21 protein-coding genes are annotated in these 21,959 nt (G+C 46.1%); 7 read left to right on the top strand and 14 right to left on the bottom strand.

All coding sequences use genetic code 11. The features are described from left to right. Positions 1-24 precede the first annotated feature (24 nt). Complete coding sequence (locus tag HGH90_RS07285) at positions 25-1,068, top strand: DUF4421 domain-containing protein (RefSeq protein ID WP_168762308.1); 1,044 nt, start codon at positions 25-27, stop codon at positions 1,066-1,068. Here the strand turns inward: HGH90_RS07285 and HGH90_RS07280 are convergent. The 3 genes from HGH90_RS07280 to HGH90_RS07270 form a co-directional block, all read right to left on the bottom strand. Further along, positions 1,065-1,646: a TIGR00730 family Rossman fold protein gene (locus tag HGH90_RS07280; RefSeq protein WP_168762309.1), complete on the bottom strand. Its 582-nt coding sequence runs from the start codon at positions 1,644-1,646 to the stop codon at positions 1,065-1,067. The genes HGH90_RS07285 and HGH90_RS07280 overlap by 4 nt on opposite strands. A gap of 9 nt (positions 1,647-1,655) precedes the next feature. After that, the gene (locus HGH90_RS07275; RefSeq protein ID WP_168762310.1) at positions 1,656-2,288 is read right to left on the bottom strand and encodes a hypothetical protein; all 633 of its coding nucleotides are present in this window, start codon (positions 2,286-2,288) and stop codon (positions 1,656-1,658) included. 152 nt (positions 2,289-2,440) lie between these two features. After that, positions 2,441-4,702, bottom strand: a complete 2,262-nt coding sequence (locus tag HGH90_RS07270; protein WP_168762311.1) for an aconitate hydratase — start codon at positions 4,700-4,702, stop codon at positions 2,441-2,443. Between the two features lie 332 nt (positions 4,703-5,034). Between HGH90_RS07270 and HGH90_RS07265 the strand changes: the two genes are divergently transcribed. After that, complete coding sequence (locus HGH90_RS07265; RefSeq protein ID WP_145671437.1) at positions 5,035-5,256, top strand: PspC domain-containing protein; 222 nt, start codon at positions 5,035-5,037, stop codon at positions 5,254-5,256. Positions 5,257-5,421: 165 nt separating this feature from the next. Here the strand turns inward: HGH90_RS07265 and HGH90_RS07260 are convergent, their stop codons facing one another. Together HGH90_RS07260 and kdsA are read right to left on the bottom strand one after the other, a co-directional pair. Then, complete coding sequence (locus HGH90_RS07260; RefSeq protein ID WP_168762312.1) at positions 5,422-5,823, bottom strand: hypothetical protein; 402 nt, start codon at positions 5,821-5,823, stop codon at positions 5,422-5,424. Between the two features lie 63 nt (positions 5,824-5,886). Then, on the bottom strand, positions 5,887-6,702 hold the full coding sequence (kdsA, locus tag HGH90_RS07255) for a 3-deoxy-8-phosphooctulonate synthase (RefSeq protein ID WP_186452541.1): 816 nt from the start codon (positions 6,700-6,702) through the stop codon (positions 5,887-5,889). A gap of 246 nt (positions 6,703-6,948) precedes the next feature. Between kdsA and HGH90_RS07250 the strand changes: the two genes are divergently transcribed. Further along, entirely contained in the window at positions 6,949-7,887 is a 939-nt protein-coding gene (locus HGH90_RS07250) for an NAD-dependent epimerase/dehydratase family protein (RefSeq protein WP_168762313.1), read from the top strand. Positions 7,888-7,956: 69 nt separating this feature from the next. Here the strand turns inward: HGH90_RS07250 and HGH90_RS07245 are convergent, their stop codons facing one another. The 9 genes from HGH90_RS07245 to HGH90_RS07205 form a co-directional block, all read right to left on the bottom strand. Then, positions 7,957-9,204 carry a sulfate adenylyltransferase subunit 1 gene (locus tag HGH90_RS07245; protein WP_168762314.1) on the bottom strand — a complete coding sequence of 416 codons (1,248 nt, stop codon included), beginning with the start codon at positions 9,202-9,204 and terminating at the stop codon, positions 7,957-7,959. Between the two features lie 76 nt (positions 9,205-9,280). After that, a complete protein-coding gene (gene cysD, locus HGH90_RS07240) occupies positions 9,281-10,189 on the bottom strand; it encodes a sulfate adenylyltransferase subunit CysD (RefSeq protein WP_168739408.1) in 909 nt (302 codons plus the stop codon). 48 nt (positions 10,190-10,237) lie between these two features. Beyond that, positions 10,238-10,921, bottom strand: a complete 684-nt coding sequence (locus HGH90_RS07235; RefSeq protein WP_168762315.1) for a phosphoadenylyl-sulfate reductase — start codon at positions 10,919-10,921, stop codon at positions 10,238-10,240. A 275-nt stretch (positions 10,922-11,196) separates the two neighbouring features. Beyond that, the gene (locus tag HGH90_RS07230) at positions 11,197-11,613 is read right to left on the bottom strand and encodes an RrF2 family transcriptional regulator (protein WP_145671430.1); all 417 of its coding nucleotides are present in this window, start codon (positions 11,611-11,613) and stop codon (positions 11,197-11,199) included. A 122-nt stretch (positions 11,614-11,735) separates the two neighbouring features. Beyond that, positions 11,736-12,446, bottom strand: coding sequence for a 4-hydroxy-tetrahydrodipicolinate reductase (gene dapB, locus HGH90_RS07225; RefSeq protein ID WP_168762316.1), 711 nt, complete (start codon positions 12,444-12,446; stop codon positions 11,736-11,738). A 45-nt stretch (positions 12,447-12,491) separates the two neighbouring features. Continuing rightward, a complete protein-coding gene (locus HGH90_RS07220) occupies positions 12,492-13,205 on the bottom strand; it encodes a DUF5683 domain-containing protein (protein ID WP_169190735.1) in 714 nt (237 codons plus the stop codon). Further along, a complete protein-coding gene (locus HGH90_RS07215) occupies positions 13,198-14,115 on the bottom strand; it encodes a ParB/RepB/Spo0J family partition protein (RefSeq protein ID WP_168762318.1) in 918 nt (305 codons plus the stop codon). Before HGH90_RS07215 ends, HGH90_RS07220 begins: the two co-directional genes overlap by 8 nt. Further along, positions 14,099-14,920 (bottom strand): ParA family protein, encoded by an 822-nt coding sequence (locus HGH90_RS07210; RefSeq protein WP_168762319.1) that lies wholly within the window; start codon positions 14,918-14,920, stop codon positions 14,099-14,101. The genes HGH90_RS07215 and HGH90_RS07210 overlap by 17 nt, the downstream gene beginning before the upstream one ends. Before the next feature lie 67 nt (positions 14,921-14,987). Beyond that, positions 14,988-15,668: a metal-dependent hydrolase gene (locus HGH90_RS07205; protein ID WP_168739398.1), complete on the bottom strand. Its 681-nt coding sequence runs from the start codon at positions 15,666-15,668 to the stop codon at positions 14,988-14,990. A 494-nt stretch (positions 15,669-16,162) separates the two neighbouring features. On the opposite strand from HGH90_RS07205, the gene HGH90_RS07200 reads away from it, so the two are divergent. From HGH90_RS07200 to lon, 4 genes are all read left to right on the top strand, one after another. Further along, a complete protein-coding gene (locus tag HGH90_RS07200; protein ID WP_248276971.1) occupies positions 16,163-17,389 on the top strand; it encodes a metallophosphoesterase in 1,227 nt (408 codons plus the stop codon). Between the two features lie 113 nt (positions 17,390-17,502). Then, positions 17,503-18,411, top strand: a complete 909-nt coding sequence (locus HGH90_RS07195; protein ID WP_169190734.1) for a hypothetical protein — start codon at positions 17,503-17,505, stop codon at positions 18,409-18,411. Positions 18,412-18,523: 112 nt separating this feature from the next. Further along, complete coding sequence (locus HGH90_RS07190) at positions 18,524-19,144, top strand: porin family protein (RefSeq protein WP_169190733.1); 621 nt, start codon at positions 18,524-18,526, stop codon at positions 19,142-19,144. Between the two features lie 212 nt (positions 19,145-19,356). After that, positions 19,357-21,759: an endopeptidase La gene (gene lon, locus HGH90_RS07185; protein WP_169190732.1), complete on the top strand. Its 2,403-nt coding sequence runs from the start codon at positions 19,357-19,359 to the stop codon at positions 21,757-21,759. The last annotated feature ends 200 nt before the right edge of the window (positions 21,760-21,959 follow it).

Genomic DNA, 21,959 nt, shown 5'->3' with positions numbered 1-21,959 from the left:
ATCGTTTTCTTAACCTACAACTTTATGACGCATCGTATTTTGTTATGCCTGATGATAACTCTTTGTATGGGGACTGTGGTAACACAGGCCCAGGGCAGGTTTCTCCGTTGGCTGAAAACAGATAATGACTCTTCGTATATCGATGAACATACAGAAGATATTACCTTCCGCTTATACGGCTCCCGTAAATTTACCAAGTACGACATCTCCGACCGGAAGCAAAACAAACATATACTGTACCGGCCCAATACCCCGTTCAATATTGGCTTTGGCGCCAACTACCGTTTTATCGGCATCAACCTGGGATTTAACCTGCCGTTTATCAACCGGCATAATGATAAGTTTGGGGAAACAAAATATATCGATCTGCAATCGCATATTTACCTGCGTAAGCTGGTAATAGATTTTTACGGACAGTCCTACAGGGGTTACTACATTGCCAACGCCCAGGGCGTGTTTGGTAAAGAGTATGCCGGGCAACATCCTTATCCCCAACGCCCCGATATTAAGAACCTGGGTTTAGGACTAAATGCACAGTATATCTTCAATGATAAACGCTTTTCTTACCGGGCTTCTAACCTGCAGAATGAGTACCAGAAAAAGAGTGCCGGCTCTTTCCTGCTGGGAGGTGAATTCTTCGTGGGCAGGGTAAAAGGCGATTCCTCCCTGATACCCTCCAATATGGTGGATACCTTGTTTTTGCGGGACGAACATTACTATAAAACCGGTATATCGTCATTGGCAGCCAATGCGGGGTATGCCTATACTTTTGTGCTGAAGCAGCATTTCTTTTTATCAATGTCGCTCACAGCGGGCCTGGGAGGCAATATTACCACCTTATACCTGGAAAACGGGGAGGTGAGCCGTAAAGGCGGGATTCAATTCAGTAATACAGTACGCGCGTCTATTGGTTATAACTCCAACCGGTATTTTGCCGGGATACACTATGTAGGCATGTCTATACGTAGTGGCATGTCTATTCCGCACACCTATCAAACCTTTGGTACCGGCAACTTCAGGGTAAGCCTGGTACGCCGCTTTACCCTAAAGAAGCCGCTCTGGAATTAGCTCTGTGCCGGCGTAATCCACTTGGTTCCTGCCGGGGGCTGATATTGTTCCAGTTTTGATAACAGCTCATCGATATCGTCGCTGCATAGCAGCATATCCCGGTTGGCGGCGCTGAGAAAACCCTGCTGGCTCATGTGATGGGATAGGGCAATGAGACTAGCATAAAAGCCGTTTACATTCAGCAGGCCGATAGGCTTTTTATGCAGGCCCAATTGCCCCCAGGTCAGCACTTCAAATAATTCTTCCATCGTGCCAAAGCCCCCGGGCAAAGCAATCACCCCGTCGCATAATTCATTCATCTTTGTTTTGCGCTCATGCATGGTATCTACCAGTATCAATTTAGTAAGACCTGTATGCGCCAGCTCTTTTTGCTGCAGAAAATGAGGTAATACGCCTATCACTTTTCCGCCTGCCTGCAGGGCGCCATCCGCTACAGCTCCCATCAGCCCTACCTTTGCACCGCCATATACCAGCGTAAGCTTGCGTTGCGCCAGGGCAGCACCCAAGAGGGTGGCCTGTTGCAGGTATGCCGCGTCGTTTCCGCTGCTGGAGCCACAAAAAACTACAATACTTTTCATGTCATTCAATTATAAAGTGTCTATTTCCGCCTGGATATTTTGCCGGGCGCGTGTTTCATATAATTCCCGGAAGGCAGGGGTATGGTAAATAGCCGGCGCCTCCAGGAAACGCTGTAATAATCTTTTTCTGCCTGGTTTATACACCGGGTCAGGATAGATGATATATTCAGCTCTGATTTGCCTGGCATATTCCTGGTACTCCTCCGGAGCTGTACCCAGTATAGCCAGGTCGAAGTCCAGGAAATAATCGAGGTCCCGGTTGTTCAGGGTATTGATATGTGTTTTGGTGGCGAGGATAAACTCACTGACCATCGTTATTTTTTCCGCCGGGTAGTAAATCTGTTGCAGATGCCGTTCTGCCGCCTTGGCGCTTTGTTCTTCGTTATCTTTAAACAGGATATTATATTCCATATCATGAAAGAAGATGGCAAACAATACAGCTTCCGGATCGCTAATGGCCGCTTTATGGGTTTCCAGCAGGGATATCAGCTGGCGAAGATGGGTAAGATTGTGATAAGTCCGCTGGGAGCCGCCATACAGCATAGTCAGGTATTCAAATTGATAATCTACCAGCGAGGTATCTATGGTCAGGGGCTGGTGTAGTTGGGTCCAATGGATCTTTAAATCGTTTTCGGTGAGCATAGTCAGGTGCTTTTTGCTGGCACAAGTTAACGATAAAGCGTAAAGCAAAAAGCTATTGTGGAGAATAACCAAAGCGATTTTTAGATATTCGCTAAGATCATTCTCCACAATAGCTTTATGCTTTACGCTTTTATGCTTTACGCTTTTATGCTTTACGCTTTCTGTGCACGGATAACGTTCAGTGCGCCACCTGCTTTAAACCACTCAATCTGTTGTTCATTATAAGTGTGGTTTACCGGGAATTGCTCTGTGCTGCCGTCTTTATGATGAAGCTCAACAGTCAGTTGCTTACCAGGAGCAAAGGTAGTCAGACCCAGGATATCGATGGTATCATCTTCCTGGATTTTATCGTAGTCTTCTTTGTTAGCGAAGGTCAGACCCAGCATACCTTGCTTTTTCAGGTTGGTTTCGTGGATACGGGCAAAAGATTTTACCAGGATAGCACGAACACCGAGATGACGTGGCTCCATTGCAGCGTGTTCGCGGCTGGAACCTTCACCATAGTTTTCATCACCCACTACAACAGCACCCAGACCAGCAGCTTTGTAAGCACGCATAGTAGCTGGAACCGCACCGTATTCGCCAGTCAGCTCATTCTTAACGGTATCAGTTTTATCGTTGAATGCGTTTACCGCACCAATCAGCATGTTATTGGAGATGTTATCCAAGTGACCACGGTATTTCAACCATGGACCCGCCATAGAGATATGGTCGGTAGTACATTTACCTTTTGCTTTGATCAGCAGTTTCAGACCTTTCAGGTCAGTTCCTTCCCAGGCCGGGAATGGAGCCAGGAGCTGCAAACGATCGGAAGTAGGGGAAACAATTACCTGAACGCCGCTACCATCTTCAGCAGGAGCCTGGTAACCGGCATCTTCTACTGCAAAACCTTTCACCGGCAGTTCAAAACCTTTAGGTTCATCCAGCTTCACCTTTTCGCCTTTCTTATTGGTCAGGGTATCAGTCAGCGGGTTGAAAGTCAGGTCACCGGCGATAGCCAGCGCAGTTACGATTTCTGGAGAAGCAACGAATGCGTGGGTAGAAGCCAGACCATCATTTCTTTTCGCGAAGTTACGGTTGAAAGAAGTGATGATAGAGTTCTTACGGTTTGGATCATCAATGTGACGAGCCCATTGACCGATGCAGGGGCCACAGGCGTTAGCCAGTACCACACCGCCTACCTGTGAAAAAGTATTCAGCAGGCCGTCTCTTTCGATGGTAAAACGAACCAGCTCAGAACCTGGAGTGATAGTATATTCAGATTTCATATCCAGTCCTTTGTCGATGGCCTGTTGAGCCAGGGATGCAGAACGGGAAATATCTTCGTAGGAAGAGTTGGTGCAGGAACCGATCAGGGCTACTTCCAATTTCTCAGGCCAGTTATTTTCTTTCACTGCCTGCGCAAATTTGGAGATAGGCCATGCCAGATCCGGGGTGAAAGGACCATTTACATAAGGTTCCAGTTCATCCAGGTTAATTTCGATTACCTGGTCGTAGTATTTTGCAGGATCAGCATACACTTCAGCATCCGGACGCAGGTGTTCTTTCACCGCATCAGCTGCTGCAGCTACTTCTGCTCTGCTGGTCAGTTTCAGGTAATCTGCCATTTTCTGATCGTAAGCGAACAGGGAGCAGGTAGCGCCGATTTCAGCACCCATGTTACAAATGGTAGCTTTACCAGTTGCGCTGAAGGAATCAGCACCTTCACCGAAGTATTCAACGATAGCACCGGTACCACCTTTTACAGTCAGGATACCAGCTACTTTCAGGATAATATCTTTTGCAGAAGTCCAACCACTCATTTTGCCGGTCAGTTTCACACCGATCAGCTTTGGCATCTTCAGTTCCCAGGGCAAACCAGCCATTACGTCTACTGCGTCGGCACCGCCCACACCAATAGCCACCATACCCAAACCACCTGCGTTAGGAGTGTGGGAGTCGGTACCAATCATCATACCGCCGGGGAAAGCATAGTTTTCCAGTACCACCTGGTGGATGATACCAGCACCTGGCTTCCAGAAACCAATACCGTATTTGTCAGAGATAGAAGAAAGGAATGCGTAAACTTCTTTGTTTGTATCGTTAGCAGTCGCCAGATCTTGAACAGCGCCTACTTTAGCTTGTATCAGGTGATCACAGTGTACTGTTGACGGAACCGCAACTTTGTCACGACCTGCGGTCATGAACTGTAGCAACGCCATCTGGGCAGTTGCATCTTGCATCGCTACACGGTCTGGAGCAAAATCTACATAGGATTTGCCTCTTTCAAAAGGTGTAGAAGTAGGTGCGGATAAGTGTGCGTATAAAATCTTTTCGGCCAGGGTGAGCGGACGACCTAACATTTTCCGGGTCGCTTCCACTTTACCCGGTAATGCCGCATACACTCCTTTAATCATGTCAATATCAAACACCATGATAAAAAAAAATTTAAGAGCGGTTAAAAATTGGTTGCAAAATTACACTAAAAACAACAAGTTTTTAAATTAAATACTTAAGAGATACACACTGTGCATAAACTTCCTATACCGGTAGCATATCGCCAAATGCTTGCTACACACGGGAAACATACTTTAATGAATTATTAAAAAAAGTTATATTAAATTTATACACCCTGCTTTGAGGGCTACAATAGGGTATATCAAAGCCCCTCCTGGCGGCAAATTGCTGATATTCAGGATGCTAAACCGGTGAAGAGAAGGTTCCTTTACAGTTTGTTTTTCCAGCCGGAATTCGATAAATTTGAACTATGAACCGGATTAAAGACTTTGTGGAATGGAAAGCGTTCGGGGTTTGCACCGCTATCGGTGATAAACTGGGAGTTGCCACATCCCGCATACGCTTCTTTTTCATCTATGCCACTTTCCTTACAATGGGTTCCCCCGTCATTGTTTACATGATCCTTGCATTCTGGGTAAATATGAAAAATTACATCCAGAATGCCAGAAGGAACCCCCTTCGCTATCTCTGATAAATAAACTATAAGTATTGCTTGTGGATAAGCATTGAATACACCCGTGTAGAAATGCCGGGTAAGGGTAGGGCTATGCTGCACCACATCGTTTAAGCAATGCGGCGCCAGTGTATTAGTAAAAAACACCGGCCACACATACTGTGTGGCCGGTGTTTTTTACGTTTATTCCAGGTGGAAATTTGTCATGCCGTGATAGTGGTTCTGAAGCTCGTTCAGCGTGATCGGCGCATTCAGATTCCTGCTTTCATCCCGGTAGTGCAGCTGAAGCAGGGGTTTATGCCCTTCTTCAAACATTCTTACCGAGAAAGGTCCTCTTACATATAAAGTACCTCCTGCGGGCGACGAAGCAGTTTCATCTTTGTGAAACTGTAGTTTCAGCAAGGTAGCTTCCGTCAAATGAACTGGCAACAGGTTGTCCAGGTCATACCAATACTCATTTTCATCCGTAGCTACCAACACTTTCTTATCCTCATGGTCTACCTGCAAAATCTTTCCCTCTTTTTCCGTGCCTCCATAGTTTGTGATAACGGTATCACCTGATTTTAATTCGTGAATGCTAATCATAGTGAACAGAGTTTTTATGTCCTATGAATTTACGGAAAAAAAGCTGAAAGCATAATGCGCTATTTAGCGCACTACCTTACGGATTTCTACCAGTTTCTCCAGCAGTTCTTCCAGTAGATCGAGGCGCAGCATGTTGGCGCCATCAGATTTTGCTTTGGAAGGGTCGGGGTGTGTTTCTATAAACAAGCCATCCGCACCGGTAGCAATAGCTGCTTTGGCGATAGTGCTGATCATTTGCGGGTTACCACCGGTTACACCGCTGGTTTGGTTAGGCTGCTGCAGGGAGTGGGTACAATCCATTACTACCGGCTCACCCAGGTGCTTCATAATCGGAATATTGCGGTAGTCTACCACCAGGTCCTGGTAACCGAAAGTAGTACCACGCTCGGTCAGGATGATATGATCATTACCGGCGCCCTTGATTTTTTCTACGGCAAATTTCATGGACTCTCCGCTGAGGAATTGTCCTTTCTTTACATTCACCACCTTGCCGGTTTCTGCCGCTGCCAGCAGTATGTCTGTTTGACGGCACAGGAAAGCCGGGATCTGTAATACATCTACATAAGCCGCTGCCATAGCCGCTTCTGCTGCAGAGTGAATATCGGAGGTAACAGGAACATTAAATGTTTTACCAACTTTTTGTAACAGCTCCAATCCTTCTACATCGCCAATACCGGTAAAGGAATGTACGCTGGTACGGTTGGCCTTACGGTAAGAGGCTTTGAAGATATAGGGAATCTGTAAACGTTTACAGATCTTCGTTACTTTTTCCGCTACTGTCATCAGTATCTCTTCTTCTTCAATTACACAGGGACCAGCAATCAGGAAAAAGTTCTCCGGGTTGTATTGCTCTTTAAATAATGCTTTTAAGTGCTTCATATCTTGAAAAAATTGGGTCATTTAATTGAAGGGGCAAAGATAGGCATTATCCGGTAAAGGCATGGGTGGAAAGGAGTACATTTACCGTGATTGTCATGGTATTGTAATCCAAAACCATGTGCGCTGCTCATTTGTATTTTTATTGTTATGACATTGTCATCCGCTGAGGTGCCGTGAGTGGAAATAGCGGCGAACCCGTTAATATTACGGTCCGATTTAAAAAGTAGCTTACAATTATATTTTTGTATGAAGAAAGATAAGATTCTGGTCATTGGCGCCTGTGGACAAATTGGCGTGGAGTTGACATTGGCCTTAAGAAAGATGTATGGAGATACCAACGTGGTGGCTTCTGATCTGCGGGAAGAGCATGATTTGCTGAAAGGAACAGGCCCCTATGTGTCGCTGGATGTGATGAACAAGGAAATGCTGCATGTGCTGGTGATCCGTCACAATATTACCCAGGTGTACCTGCTGGCAGCCATCCTGTCGGCTACGGGTGAAAAGAATCCGCTGCTGGCCTGGCATATCAATATGCAAAGCCTGCTGAACGTACTGGATATTGCGAAAGAAGAAAACCTCGACAAAGTATATTGGCCTAGTTCCATTGCGGTATTCGGACCTAACTCTCCCGCGCAGGACACGCCACAGCACACCATCATTGAGCCTACTACCATTTATGGTATCAGCAAGTTTGCCGGTGAGCGCTGGTGCGAATACTATAACCACCGTTTTGGCGTAGATGTAAGGAGCCTGCGTTACCCCGGCCTGATCAGCTACAAATCAGCACCCGGCGGCGGTACTACCGATTACGCAATCGAAATTTTCCATGAAGCCAAGGAACATCAGCAATATACCTGCTTCCTTTCCGAAAACACCTACCTCCCTATGATGTATATGCCGGATGCGATCAGGGCAACGATTGAACTGATGGAGGCGGATGCGGCTAAAATCAATGTACGCTCTGCCTATAATCTTTCGGCAATGAGCTTCTCACCGAAAGAAATAGGTGCAGAAATTAAAAAGCATATTCCCGGGTTTACGATGGCTTATACGCCGGATTACCGCCAGGAAATTGCAGACGGATGGCCAAACAGTATTGATGATACACAGGCCCGTCAGGATTGGGGCTGGAAACCAGAGTATGATCTGGCCCGCATGACGGAAGATATGCTGAAGAACATTTAGTATATCTGTAAAATAGAAGAAGCAGCTAAGTTATCCCATCTTAGCTGCTTCTTTTTTATGTGGATATCATTAATCAATAAATCCTACCGCTACCGTGGTGTTGTTAAATTCATCGATAAGGATGAATGCACCATTGGCCGGATTGTTCTGATAAGCATCGGCAAATATCGGGGCAGCAGTCTTAATGGATACTTTTCCGATATCATTCAGGCCCATCTCTGTTTTATCTGCTTTCTGCAGGTGATTGGTAACGTCTGTAATATACTGGATCTGCTGTACTTTCGCCTTCACCCGGTTAACGCCATGCTGCAGTAAATACGTTTTACCATTGGTCAGTTTTTGCTGGTCCATCCAGCAGATATTAGCGCTTACTTCTTTCAGTTGCTGCGGTACATCGGTGGTTTTTACCAGCATGTTACCGCGACTGCTATCTATTTCATCTTCCAGGGTAATCACAACACTTTCACGTGTGCGCGCTACCGTTAGTTGCTTTTCAAATTGCTCAATCGTTTTGATCCGGCTTTTTTGTCCCGATGGCAATGATATCACCTCATCGCCTACATTAAAATGACCGCTGGCCACTTTACCGGCAAAGCCACGGAAATCGTGGTATTCGGTAGTTCGGGGCCGGATCACGCTTTGAATGGGAAAGCGGGCTGGGTGCTGGTTATCTTCATGATCGAACGATACCTGCTCCAGGTATTCCAGCAGGGTATCGCCCTGGTACCAGCTGATGGTACCGGTGCGGCTGGCTACGTTTTCGCCATATAGGGACGAAATGGGAATGAATTTTACTTCCTGGCCTTTGAAAGAGGCGTTGCTCAGCATTACCTGGAAATCTTCCACGATCTGGTTAAAACGTGCTTCGCTGTAATCTACCAGGTCCATTTTATTCACACATACCACCAGGTAAGGGATGCGCAGCAGGTTGGCAATAAAGAAGTGACGGTGGGTTTGTTCCACAATTCCCTTGCGGGCGTCGATCAATATCAGCGATACCTGTGCATTGGAAGCACCTGTTACCATGTTGCGGGTATATTCAATATGTCCCGGGGTATCTGCAATGATGTATTTGCGGGTAGGCGTGGAAAAATAGATATGCGCCACATCGATGGTGATGCCTTGCTCACGCTCGGCTACCAGTCCATCGGTGAGCAGCGACAGATCCGTAAAATCAAGTCCTTTTCTTTTGCTGGCGGCGTGGAGCGCCTCCATTTTATCCTGGGGAATAGAATTGGTATCGTATAATAAACGGCCTATTAAAGTACTTTTACCATCATCTACACTACCGGAAGTGGCTATACGTAAAACCTCCATAATATTTTAGCTTTAAGATGCAGCGGCTTGCCGCTCAAAAAATGTGTTCAGTTAAATGAAAATACCCGGATACTAATTAAAAATATCCTGCCTGTTTTCTCTTTTCCATGGCGGCTTCTGAGCGTTTGTCGTCGATACGCGCACCCCGTTCAGAGATTTTAGCTTCCATGATTTCGGCAATAATATCTTCCAGTTTGTCTGCTTCGGAAAGTACTGCTGCGGTACAGGTCATATCGCCCACGGTACGGAAGCGTACTTTCTGGCGGAAAGGCACTTCATCGGCAGTTGTATTAAGGAAGGAGGAGTAAGGCCAGTAAAGACCATCCCGTTCAATGATTTCTCTTTCATGAGAGAAGTAGATAGATGGTATTTCCAGCTTTTCACGTACAATGTAATTCCATACATCCAGCTCAGTCCAGTTGGAGATCGGGAATACCCTTACGTTTTCGCCTATATTGATTTTTCCGTTGAGGATGTCGAACAGCTCAGGGCGTTGCATTTTAGCGTTCCACTGACCGAATTCATCTCTCACCGAAAATATTCTTTCTTTAGCGCGTGCTTTTTCTTCATCGCGGCGGGCGCCTCCGATACAGGCATCAAACTTGCCTTCTTCAATGGCATCCAGCAGGGTAACAGTTTGCAGGGCGTTTCTGCTGGCATATTTGCCGGTTTCTTCCTGCACTTTTCCCTGGTCAATACTGTCCTGTACATTTCTTACAATGATATCCAGCCCCAGTGTATTTACCAGCCAGTCGCGGAAAGCGATGGTTTCAGGGAAGTTGTGGCCGGTATCTACGTGCAGCAAAGAAAAAGGAATTTTACCGGGATAAAATGCCTTTTGGGCCAGTCTTACGAGGGTGATAGAATCCTTCCCGCCGGAAAACAGGAGCACCGGTTTTTCGAACTGTGCTACGGTTTCGCGGAGTATATAAATGGCTTCATCTTCCAGTGCCTGTGGAAATTCCCAATTGATTTGATTAGTCATAGACTATAAATGATTTATGCTGAATTCTAAAAGCTATACTTGATCATTTTATCCGTGCAGGCCGCATTCTTTGTGCGACTGTTCCCACCACCAACGGCCGGCGCGCGGATGTTCTCCCGGCTCAATGGCGCGTGTACAGGGTGCGCAGCCAATGCTGATGAAGCCTTTATCATGCAGCTTATTGTAAGGGACATTGTACTTTTCCAGGTGGGCCAGTACTTCGTCGTAACCCCAATGAATCAGCGGATTGTACTTATAAAGGTGGCGTTGCGCGTCCCACTCAAGGGTTTCCATACCCTGGCGGTTATCGGATTGTTCTGCCCGGAGCCCGGTGATCCACACTTTTACGCCTTCTAGTGCCCGGTTGAGCGGCACTACTTTGCGGACACCACAACATTCCTTGCGGTTTTCCACCGATTCGTAAAAGCTGTTAGGCCCTTTGGCAGCCACCAGTTTTTCTACGGCAGCCGTTTCAGGATAAAATACTTCTACAGGTTGTTTGTAGCGGGCCATGGTGAGGTCCATTACATCGTATGTTTCCTGGAACAGGCGCCCTGTGTCGAGGGTAAAAACTCTAACCGGCAAATGGTTACGCCAGATAATATCTGCTATTACCTGGTCTTCCTGACCAAAGGAGGTTGAGAAAGCCACAGCCCCTGGGTATTGCTCTACCAGGTACTGTATCGACTCCTCCACCGATTTGTTGGCCAGTGCGGTGGTAATGTCTGTCATGTAGCTCTTCCTTATAAATTGATGTGTGTAGTGCCAGCGGAGCAATTACGGTCACTCCCGTAACAAAAATACATAAAACCTATAAAAAAGATAGACTAATAGGGTAAAAATTTATTTCTTTCTTTTAAATGAGCCATGGGAGGGAAGCTGGGATGGCAGCACTTAAAATAAAAAAGCTATTAAAGCAAATAATACCTGCGAAGTATTAAGATATTCGCTTATATCATTTGCTTTAATAGCTTTTTGCTTTCTGCTTTAAGCTGGTCGCTTTAGGCCTAGCTCCGTGTCAGGATATCTTTCAACGTCTTGTTTTCCAATATTTTCAGGGCGGAATCCCTTACTTTCCCCATCACTTCATTCAAGCCGCAAACGGCTTCGTCACGGCAATTTTCGCAACGCTCGTAGTAGTTGAGGCTCACGCAGGGAAGCAGGGCGATAGGACCATCCAGCAAGCGGATAATCTTAGCCAACGCAATCTCTTTGGGAGGCCGCATCAGGTAATAACCACCTCCTTTCCCTTTTTTACTGCCGAGAATCCCGGCATTCTTCAATTCCAACAGGATATTTTCCAGGAATTTGATAGAGATATTTTTCTCCTGGGCTATTTCAGAAATAAGGATAGGGCCCTTATCTACATTTTCTGCCAGGTGTACTAAAGCGTGAAAAGCGTATTGTGTTTTTTTTGATAACATACTGACTGATTTGCATCCCTCCCGGATGAACGAATAGTGCAGCGGGCACTTTTTTATTATTCCTGTAAAGATAAGCAGTTTTTCGCTAGCAGCCAGTGGGGCTAAAAGCAGAGGCTCAGGCACTATAGGCCCAATACCTCCCGCATAGTAAACACACCGGTTTTGCCCTTCAGCCATTCTGCCGCTACTACAGCGCCCGCAGCAAATCCTTCGCGGGAATGCGCCGTATGCGTAATGGTAATATCATCGATGGCAGAAGTATAACTGATAATATGGGTCCCCGGCGCCGGATCTATTCTTTTAGAGATGATGGACAGCGTGTCGGGTTGGTTGCTTTCTTCATTTACCCACTTGGTTTTGCGCGTGACAGACGACATTACCTGTTCAGCCAGGGAAAGTGCGGTGCCGCTGGGGGCGTCTTTCTTTTGGGTATGGTGAATTTCTTCCATCCACACATTATACTGTGGCTGATGCGCCATTAGCTCGGCCAGTTTTTTATTGACTTCAAAGAAGATATTGACGCCTATGCTGAAGTTGGTGGTATGTAAAAAAGCCTGTTTCTTTTCTTCACACAACGCTTTTATGGCCGGCAATTTATCCAGCCAGCCGGTAGTACCGCTCACTACGGGTACATTGGCTTCAAAGCAGGTGATAATATTCTGGTAGGCGGTTTCCGGAACGGTAAATTCAATGGCTACATCTACCCCTGCCAGCTGTTCCCTTGTCAGCGGCTGCTGGCTGCTGGTACGGAGCACTATTTCATGCCCTTTCGCCGTAGCAATGGCGTCTATAGCCTTTCCCATTTTCCCATATCCGATGAGCGCTATTTTCATGACCCTTTGTAGTTGTATGTTAGATGATGATTGATATATGTATGATCAGCGACCGGCAAAGTACCGGCTTCCTTTGGACTTTTTATTGCCAATGGAAAGATGAATGCCGATGCCCAGTGTACGGTTATTAATCAATGTTGGAGATATCCGCATGCTGAGGTCATCAGACATATCGAAATTACGCAGGTGCGCAAACACCGTGGCATCCACGATGTTTAAGCCATAAGCCAGTACAAAAAATAATACGGAATAATCTACATACTGCCGGAACTGATCCCGGTTGAGCTTCAGCGATTCGGTATCGAATTTCACGGTTTCCCCGGTATCATTGGTATCGGGGTTTCCGTCTACCCGTAACCGGTATGCGTCGCGAAACATTTTGTAGGTCTTCATATTGTCTATAAAGAAATACGTACAGGTACCGACAGCAGCGTATACCAGCGGTACTTTCCAGTATTCCTTGTTGTAAACCTGCCCAAGGCCGGGCAGTACAGCCGAGTAGAGAGCTGCTTTACGCGGACTATGAGGCAACCTGGAATCCGGAACATAGGAGGAATCGGTCAGCAATGCTTTATTCGCTTTTTTTACCGTGTCTGTACCGGGCGCCGGAACGGGCCGGATAAGGGTGTCCATGGTTTTGGCAATAGGGCGCAGGGTATCCTGTTGTGCCCGAAGCGGCAAAGCCGCTACCATGATGAACAAAAGCAGTAAGCAAAAACGTTGTGATAAATGAAGTATTTGTTGAGCCGTGTTAGCCACCGTATATATCTATTTTTTCCAGGATGCTATCCAGTTCTTCGTCCGAATAGAATTCAATCAAAATACTGCCTTTGCCGCTCTTACCCCTGTCCAATTTTACTTTGGTAGAGAAATGAGAGGAAAGCTTATCCTGGATCTTCTGAAATGCAGGAGGTAACTTTAATTTAGCAGATGGCTGCTGACGGTTTTTGTCGGTTTGATTAATTCTGCGGGCCAGGTCCTCTGTTTGTCGCACCGACAGACCGGCTTTCAGAATTTCGTTATACAGGAAAAGTTGGTTTTCCACATTTTCCACGCCGGTCAATACACGGGCGTGTCCCATGCTTAACTGGCCATTGCGTACAGCCACCTGGATATCAGGCGGGAGTTTAAGCAGGCGTATATAGTTGGTAACGGTACTTCTTTCCTTGCCCATACGGTCGGCCACCTGTTCCTGTGTAAGGGTACATTCTTCCATTAACCGTTTGTAGCTCAATCCTACCTCGATAGCGTTGAGGTTTTCGCGTTGGAGGTTTTCCAGCAATGCCAGTTCCAGCAGTTCCTGGTCGTTCACCTGGCGAACATAGGCGGGGATATCTTTTAAACCAGCCAGTTTGCTGGCTCTCAAACGTCTTTCGCCGGCTATCAGCTGGTATTTCTTGCTGTTGACTTTTGCTACTGTAATAGGTTGAATAATGTCGTGCAGTTTGATAGACTGGCTCAACTCCTGTAAAGAAACTTCATCAAAGTCGCGACGCGGCTGTTTCGGATTGGTTACAATCAGATCCAGCGGTATGCGTTCAATACCGGTAGCAGCAGCTACTACCTTATCACCCAGGGTACTGGCAGTATGCTTCAGGTCTGTATCAATGTTTTGAAGCAGAGAGCGGATGCCCTTACCCAACGCCTCTTTCTTACTTGGATTGGTCATCGTTAATAGCTAGGATTTTATCTTTGGATTTAATTTTGGTGTAGTTATGTTTTTGCAGGATTTCCTTGGCCAGGTTCAGGTAATTGATAGCTCCCGTGCTGGCTGCGTCATACATAATTACAGATTTACCAAAGCTGGGAGCCTCTCCCAATTTGGTGTTACGGTGAATGATGGTATTAAACACACTCTCTTCAAAATGTTGTTTTACTTCATCCACTACCTGGTTACTCAGGCGCAAACGACCATCGTACATGGTCATCAGGATGCCTTCTATTTCCAGCGCGGTATTTAAGCGGCTTTGTACAATTTTTATCGTGTTCAGCAATTTACCCAAACCTTCCAGGGCAAAGAACTCGCACTGCACGGGGATAATCACCGAGTTGGAAGCCACCAGGGCATTTACCGTGATCAGGCCCAGGGAAGGAGAGCAGTCCACAATCACAAAGTCATAGTCTGCCGCTACACTATCAATCACCTGTTTCATTACCCGTTCCCGGTTGGGGTGGTTGATGAGCTCCAGTTCTGCTCCTACCAGGTCGATATGGGAAGGCAGCACTTTTAGGTTGGGAGTATCTGATTCCAGTACTACGTCTTTGGCTTGCACATCGTTCACCATACAATCATACAAACTCTGCTGCACATTGCGCAGGTCGAAACCCAGCCCCGTAGTGCTGTTGGCCTGCGGGTCGGCATCTACCAACAGTGTTTTAAATTCCAGCACAGCCAGGCTGCTTGCCAGGTTTATTGCACTTGTAGTTTTTCCTACGCCACCTTTCTGGTTAGCGATTGCGATTATTCTAGCCATTGTGTTGTTTAAAAATTCTAAGGTTATTTATAGGATAAAGGATAAATCAGCTATGATCACTTCCTCCTCAAACCTCTATAGTACTCCCTATTTCAGGAAGTATCAGATCCAGACCAGCATCTCCGAATTGCCCGATAGCTTCCACGGGATCAATTTTTACGTAGCCAAAAGTATTGTAATGAACACCCACTATCCTGTCGCATTCTATTAATTCTGCTGCTGCAATGGCATCTGTAATACCCATCGTGAAATTATCGCCAATGGGTAGTACGGCAAAATCCAGGGTAGCAACAGACGGCACCAGCTCCATGTCCAGGGTGAGCGCCGTATCGCCGGAATAATAAAAATTTCCTTCTTCCGTCATAAATATAAAGCCCATTGGGTTGCCGCCGTAAGTGCCATCCGGTAAACTGCTGGAATGCTGCGCCACCACACATTTTACGGTGCCAAACTCAAAGGCCCATTTACCACCGGTATTCATGGGATGTAGTTTTGTTAATCCCTGCTTACCTGCCCAGGTAACAATTTCATAATTGGAAACCACGGTAGCCCCTGTACGCTTTGCCAGGTCAATCAGGTCGGCGGTATGGTCTTCATGCCCATGGGACACAAAAATATAATCCGCCTTTATGGCATGAATGTCTACTTTTTTTGCCAGCTCGTTATGCGTAATAAAAGGATCAAAAAGAATGTTTTTTCCTTTGATTTCCACTGCAAAACAAGAATGTCCGTAACAAGTATACTTCATAATCAATTCATTTGAATAAAACCACTTACCAATGGCGAACGATAAATCGTCCGGTAACTGGTAATTAATCTACGCCTTATATTTAAAAGTAACGATTAAAAGTAGCTCAATCGGACAAAAATACAACGATTACCTAAAAATCGGGTGCTGCAGTATATTTATTTATACACAAACTGTTCGCAAAACAGGCCCCCGTCTTCTGTTAACGGGTTAATTTTTAGCCGGTTTCGGTCTCCGCATGACTAATATATTATTAAAATATTAAAGTTATCTTCGTTAACCGGTCAGCCAGCAAATGTACTGTTTCCCCTAACTTAACAAAAAAAATAAAACATACAATTCTCCTCCTTGTTATTCGTCTATATACTTGCAAGACCTGTTTTAACTTTTTTGAGCAGTTTACTTGCGCTAAATTGCTATCTGGTTATAAACTATATTAAAAATTCATAATGCGACCTGGGTTGAACTCTATTATTCTGATTTTTTTTCTACTGTTGTTAGATATTTACGTTTTCCAGGCCATCAGAGCCATGGTTTATATGTCGGCTCCGCGGGTCAGGAACATTACCTATACCGTTTACTGGTTTATTTCTATCAGCTGCCTCCTGATGGTGGCCCTGTTGCCCTATATCAACTGGCATAGCTGGCCGCCGGTGTTAAAATCGTATCTCATGGCCATTTTTATGGGCCTGGTGGTAGCCAAACTCCTCGTATCCGTGTTTTTATTGATCGACGATCTCCGGAGAGGGGTGGTTTGGATCATTCGCCGGTTTTCAGGTAGCACACCAGCCTTACCTGATGGCAGCGGGGTAGTGAGTGGGCTCACACGCTCCCAGTTCCTTAACCGCCTGGGGCTCATTGCCGGAGGTACCCTCTTCGCCTCCCTGGTATACGGGTTTTCCAATAAATACAATTACCGCATTCACCGAATTAAAATGGGCTTCCGGCACCTGCCCGATGCCTTCAGAGGCATGCGCATCGTGCAGATATCCGATATCCATTCCGGTAGTTTTGCCAATCGGGAGGCCGTACTCAAGGGCATTAAAATGATCAACGATCAAAAGCCGGACCTGGTACTATTTACCGGCGACCTGGTCAACGACCGCGCCGTGGAAATGACCGACTGGATGGATGTGTTCAGGGAGGTAAAAGCGCCTATGGGCGTGTATTCTACCCTGGGCAACCACGACTATGGCGATTATTACCCCTGGCCCGACAAAACGCCCAACGGCTATAGCGCTATGCAGCATGCTAACCTGGACCGGGTAAAGGCCTTACACGGCGAGCTGGGATGGAGACTGATGATGAACGAAAACGTAGTACTGGAGCGCGGGGGCGAAAAAATAGCCCTGCTCGGGGTGGAAAACTGGAGTTCCATCAAGCGTTTTCCCCGTTATGGCGACCTGAAACGGGCCTATGAAGGCGTGGCAGACATTCCCTTTAAAATACTGATGTCGCACGATCCTACCCATTGGGATGCACAAGTGCGGCCGGAATATCCCGACATTTCCCTGACCCTCGCTGGTCATACCCACGGTATGCAGTTTGGCGTGGAAATCCCTGGCTTAAAATGGAGCCCCGCACAGTACTTTTATAAACAATGGGCCGGATTGTATAAGAAAGGCGATCAGTTCCTGTACGTCAACCGCGGATTCGGCTTCCTCGGTTATCCTGGACGGGTGGGCATATTGCCGGAAATTACAGTAATAGACCTGACCTGATTTTCTGGCCGGACGACAGAAAAGCGCTGTTTAACCCCCTATTCCCCTTATTCACGGGATAGGGGGTGTTAAATCCTGAATTACTCTTATCTTGCAGTCTGTACTTTTATAACATGCGCCTATACTTCTTAACGTTCCTGTTGTTATGTAGCCGTGTTGCAACGGGACAGACTTTAGCAGAGCTGGAGAAACAGCTGGACTCATTGCTGCAGAAGCAGCAAAAGAGCGAAGTGGTGGTGGGCGTTGGGTATGGTAATAATCCTGCTTACGGTAGTAAAGTCACCAACTTTGAGTTGCCAATTGTTTTAAAAACATTTGTAGCTCCCTCTCTGAGTTATTATCATAAAAGCGGTATATATGCAAGCGTTAGCGCTTATTATCTTTTCAATTCAGATCACCAGCCATGGTTTGAATGGGATCTGACTGCCGGTTATGACTATACGAAAAACAAGAATTTTCTCACTGGTATTTCCTATACCCGTTACCTCTTTGCCGATTCGACAGATGTGCCTGCCACACCTATCCGGAATGAAATATTTACTTATTTTTATTATCGTCGTTGGTGGCTGCAGCCTGGTGTGAGCCTGGATTATGGATGGGGAAAGGACGTATCCGAAGGTATGCACAAAAGAGAAACCCTGCGGGGCAACGATTTTAATACTATCGTATCGGTACGGCATCCATTCATATTTTCCAGTGTATTAGGCCATATGGATATATTGATGCTGACCCCTTCCGTTAACTTCACAATGGGCACCGCCAACTATTACAGCAATCTCAAAGCATTTCAATATATCACCCGCTCTCCCAAGTTGAGTAAAATAGTAAAGCACCCGGGAAAAGAGCTGAATTTTGAAGATCATACCGAATTTGCGCCCCGCGCCCTGGATCTTACCCTCAATTTATCGTATTTTATTGGTCGCCTTAACCTGGCTCCCGCCTTCACTGTTTTCAAGCCTTTCACCGGTGTGGATCAGGGAATTATGAGTTACTTCACTGCCCGTATGGCCTACAGTTTTTGATTTTTTTAACAAATAGCACGGAATTTGTAATTACGGAAATCGTAATTACAAAATAGGGGTAACGTTTCCCTGGGACGTCTATATTTTAACCATTACTAACAATTCAAGATTTATGAAAAAACTGTTTTTCGCCGCAGCGTTGCTGACGATGACCGCCGTAACCGCCGTAAATGCCCAAACCACGAAGTTTCTGCGCTTCGGTATCAAGGGCGGTGCCAACCTTGGAAAGCTTGACGGAACTGGTTTTCAGGATGGATTTAAATTAGGCTACCACCTGGGAGGTTTCGCCCAGTTAAACCTGGTAAAAGGATTTGGAGTACAAGGAGAGGTGATTTTCTCTTCTACCAAAACTAAAACTACCAGTGATTTCAGCACTATTTATAAGGATGTACCAGGTATAAGTAGCTCAGACAATGACAAGAATGTTAATCTGAATTATCTGAGTATTCCAATATTGGCAAATATAGATTTAGGTACACCACGTCTGAAATTACAGGTGGGACCCCAGTTTGGTGCGATGGTAAGTGATAGAAAAGTGTTTGATGCTGCCAACAAAGCTTTCAAAGGTGGGGAAGTTTCCGGTGTTGCCGGCTTATGGCTACAACTACCTATTGTTAACGTGAGTGCCCGCTATATCATTGGCTTCAATGATGTCAAGGGAATAGGAGATGTTACAAACACCAGCAACTGGAAAAACCAGAGCATTCAGCTGGGTGTAGGAGTAAGCTTTTAATAGTCGCGCAAAGTATAGCTTTCCATAAAAAGCAGCGAAGACAGATGTGTGTCACATTTGTCTTCGCTGCTTTTTTGCTATTAGCTGGTTAAGGGGCCTAACAGCGGTCTGCCAGAGCGTCACTTGGCATCAAACTTGACAATGTAGGGGTATCTAAAAAATTGAAGACTTTTGTGGGAATGTCTGACAGAATGTCTTTTTAAATATCACAGATGAACAAATTTTATTTAGGAAATTCGGAAGATGAAATGGAGTTCATGCCTATTATCCCTTTGAATGAAGATGGGGAGGGACAGGAGGATGAGAAGATTCCCGATGAACTGGCATTATTACCATTACGAAATACAGTATTATTTCCGGGTGTTGTGCTGCCAATTACGGTAGGCCGGGATAAATCGATAAAGGCGGTAAACGATGCGTATAAAACCGACAAAGCGATCGGGGTGGTAGCGCAGAAAGATAGTACGATAGAAGACCCGTCGGTGGCAGATCTGAGTGATGTGGGTACGGTAGCGCGTATTGTGAAGCTGATCAAAATGCCCGATGGGGGTACCACCATCATCATCCAGGGCCGCAAGCGCTTTAAGATAGATGAAATTGTGTCGGAAGATCCTTATTTCAAAGCCAAAATCAATATACTGCATGATGAGGCGGCGGAAGATGACTCCGAATTTGAAGCCTATATTTCTTCCATCAAAGACCTGGCAGGGCAGATTATCCAGTTATCCCCCAACTTGCCATCTGAAGCCAGCATTATACTGAAGAATATAGAGAATCCTTCGTTCCTGGTGCACTTTGTTTCTTCCAACCTTAATTCAGACCTGAAGGAAAAGCAGCAGTTATTAGAAATCAATAACCTGCGTACCAGGGCTGAATTACTGATGAAATTGCTGCAGACAGAGTTGCAGCTGGCAGAGCTGAAGAATAAAATTACCAATAAAACCAAGGCAGACCTGGACAAGCAGCAGCGGGATTACTTCCTGCAGCAGCAGATGAAGTCGATCAAGGAAGAACTGGGCGGAGATGCCAATGACCGCGAGCTGAAGGAAATGAAGCGCAAGGCTGAAGAGAAGAAGTGGCCTGCCGCCGCAGCCGAAGCTTTTGCCAAAGGCATTGAGAAACTGGAGCGCATGCATCCCAGCACCCCTGATTACAGCGTGGTATACAACCACCTGGATCTCATGCTGGACCTGCCCTGGAACGAATATACTACCGATAGCTACGATCTGAAAAAGGCTAAGAAAATACTGGACCATGACCATTATGGCATGGAAAAAATCAAGGAACGTATTCTGGAATACCTGGCAGTACTGAAGCTGAAAGGGGATATGAAGTCACCTATCCTGTGCTTTGTAGGCCCTCCGGGTATTGGTAAAACCTCCCTGGGTCGTTCTATTGCTAATGCAGTAGGACGCAAATATGTGCGTTTGAGTTTAGGTGGACTACATGATGAAAGTGAAATCCGCGGTCACAGGAAAACCTATATCGGCGCCATGCCAGGTCGGGTGGTACAGTCGATCCGCAAGATCAAGTCATCTAACCCGGTAATGATCCTGGATGAGATTGATAAAATTGGCAATGACATGCGGGGCGATCCTAGTTCTGCGCTGTTGGAAGTACTGGATCCTGAGCAGAACGGTACTTTCTATGATAACTACCTGGAGCTGGAATATGACCTGAGCAAGGTGTTGTTTATAGCGACCGCCAATAACATCAATTCTATTCATCCTGCGCTGCGCGACAGGCTGGAAATTATTGATCTGAGCGGGTATTCAATAGAAGAGAAAGTAGAGATAGCCAAGCGGCATCTGTTGCCTAAGCAGAAAGATGCCCATGGCCTGAAGGATATCAAAGTCAAAATCAGCAGCCAGGTGATTGAGCAGCTGATTTCGGATTACACCCGTGAGAGCGGAGTACGTGAGCTGGACCGGCAGTTTGCCGCCATCATGCGTAACCTGGCTAAACAGGTAGCCATGGATAAAACATTGCCGGATAGCCTGACAGAGGCCGATTTGCAGCGGATACTGGGTAAGCCCCGTTATTCCAATGAAATCTATAAAGTGGGCAATCCTCCTGGAGTGGCTGTAGGCCTTGCCTGGACGTATGTAGGAGGTGAAATCCTGTTTATTGAAAGCAGCCTGAGCGAAGGAAAGGGTGATCTGAAGCTGACGGGTAACCTGGGCAATGTGATGAAAGAGTCTGCGGTAACAGCGCTTACTTACCTGCAATCACATGCAGCGGAGTTGAAGCTGGATCCGAAGCTGTTTTCAAGCAAGAGTGTGCATATACACATTCCGGAAGGGGCCGTGCCCAAAGATGGGCCGAGCGCGGGTATCACGATGCTGACAGCGTTAGCGTCGGTATTTTCCGGTCGTAAGGTTAAATCGTACCTGGCTATGAGTGGTGAAATTACGTTACGCGGACAGGTATTACCGGTAGGAGGGCTCAAGGAGAAAATACTGGCCGCCAAAAGGGCAGGTATCCGTGAAATCATCCTCTGCTGGCAAAATGAAAAGGATATTAAAGACATTAATCCTTCTTATATCAAGGGCATGAAGTTTCATTATGTAAAACAAATGAACCAAGTGCTGGAAATAGCGTTATTAAAGAAGTAGACCGCGTAACATTGCCGTCACTCATGGCGGCAAATTATATACAGTTCATATCGGTTTGTTGTGACCCCGCTATGAACTCATGTTGATTGTTTTAAGGGTTGACAAAACCATTCCGGGGAACCGGAATGGTTTTGTTTTTTGAGCAGAAGGCAGAAAGCGGAAAGCAAAAAGCTATCGTAGCAAGTGAACAATGCGATTTC

The sequence above is a fragment of the Chitinophaga sp. Ak27 genome, assembly GCF_012726295.1.
Lineage (GTDB): Bacteria > Bacteroidota > Bacteroidia > Chitinophagales > Chitinophagaceae > Chitinophaga.
This window is presented reverse-complemented; position numbering and strand designations above follow the sequence as displayed.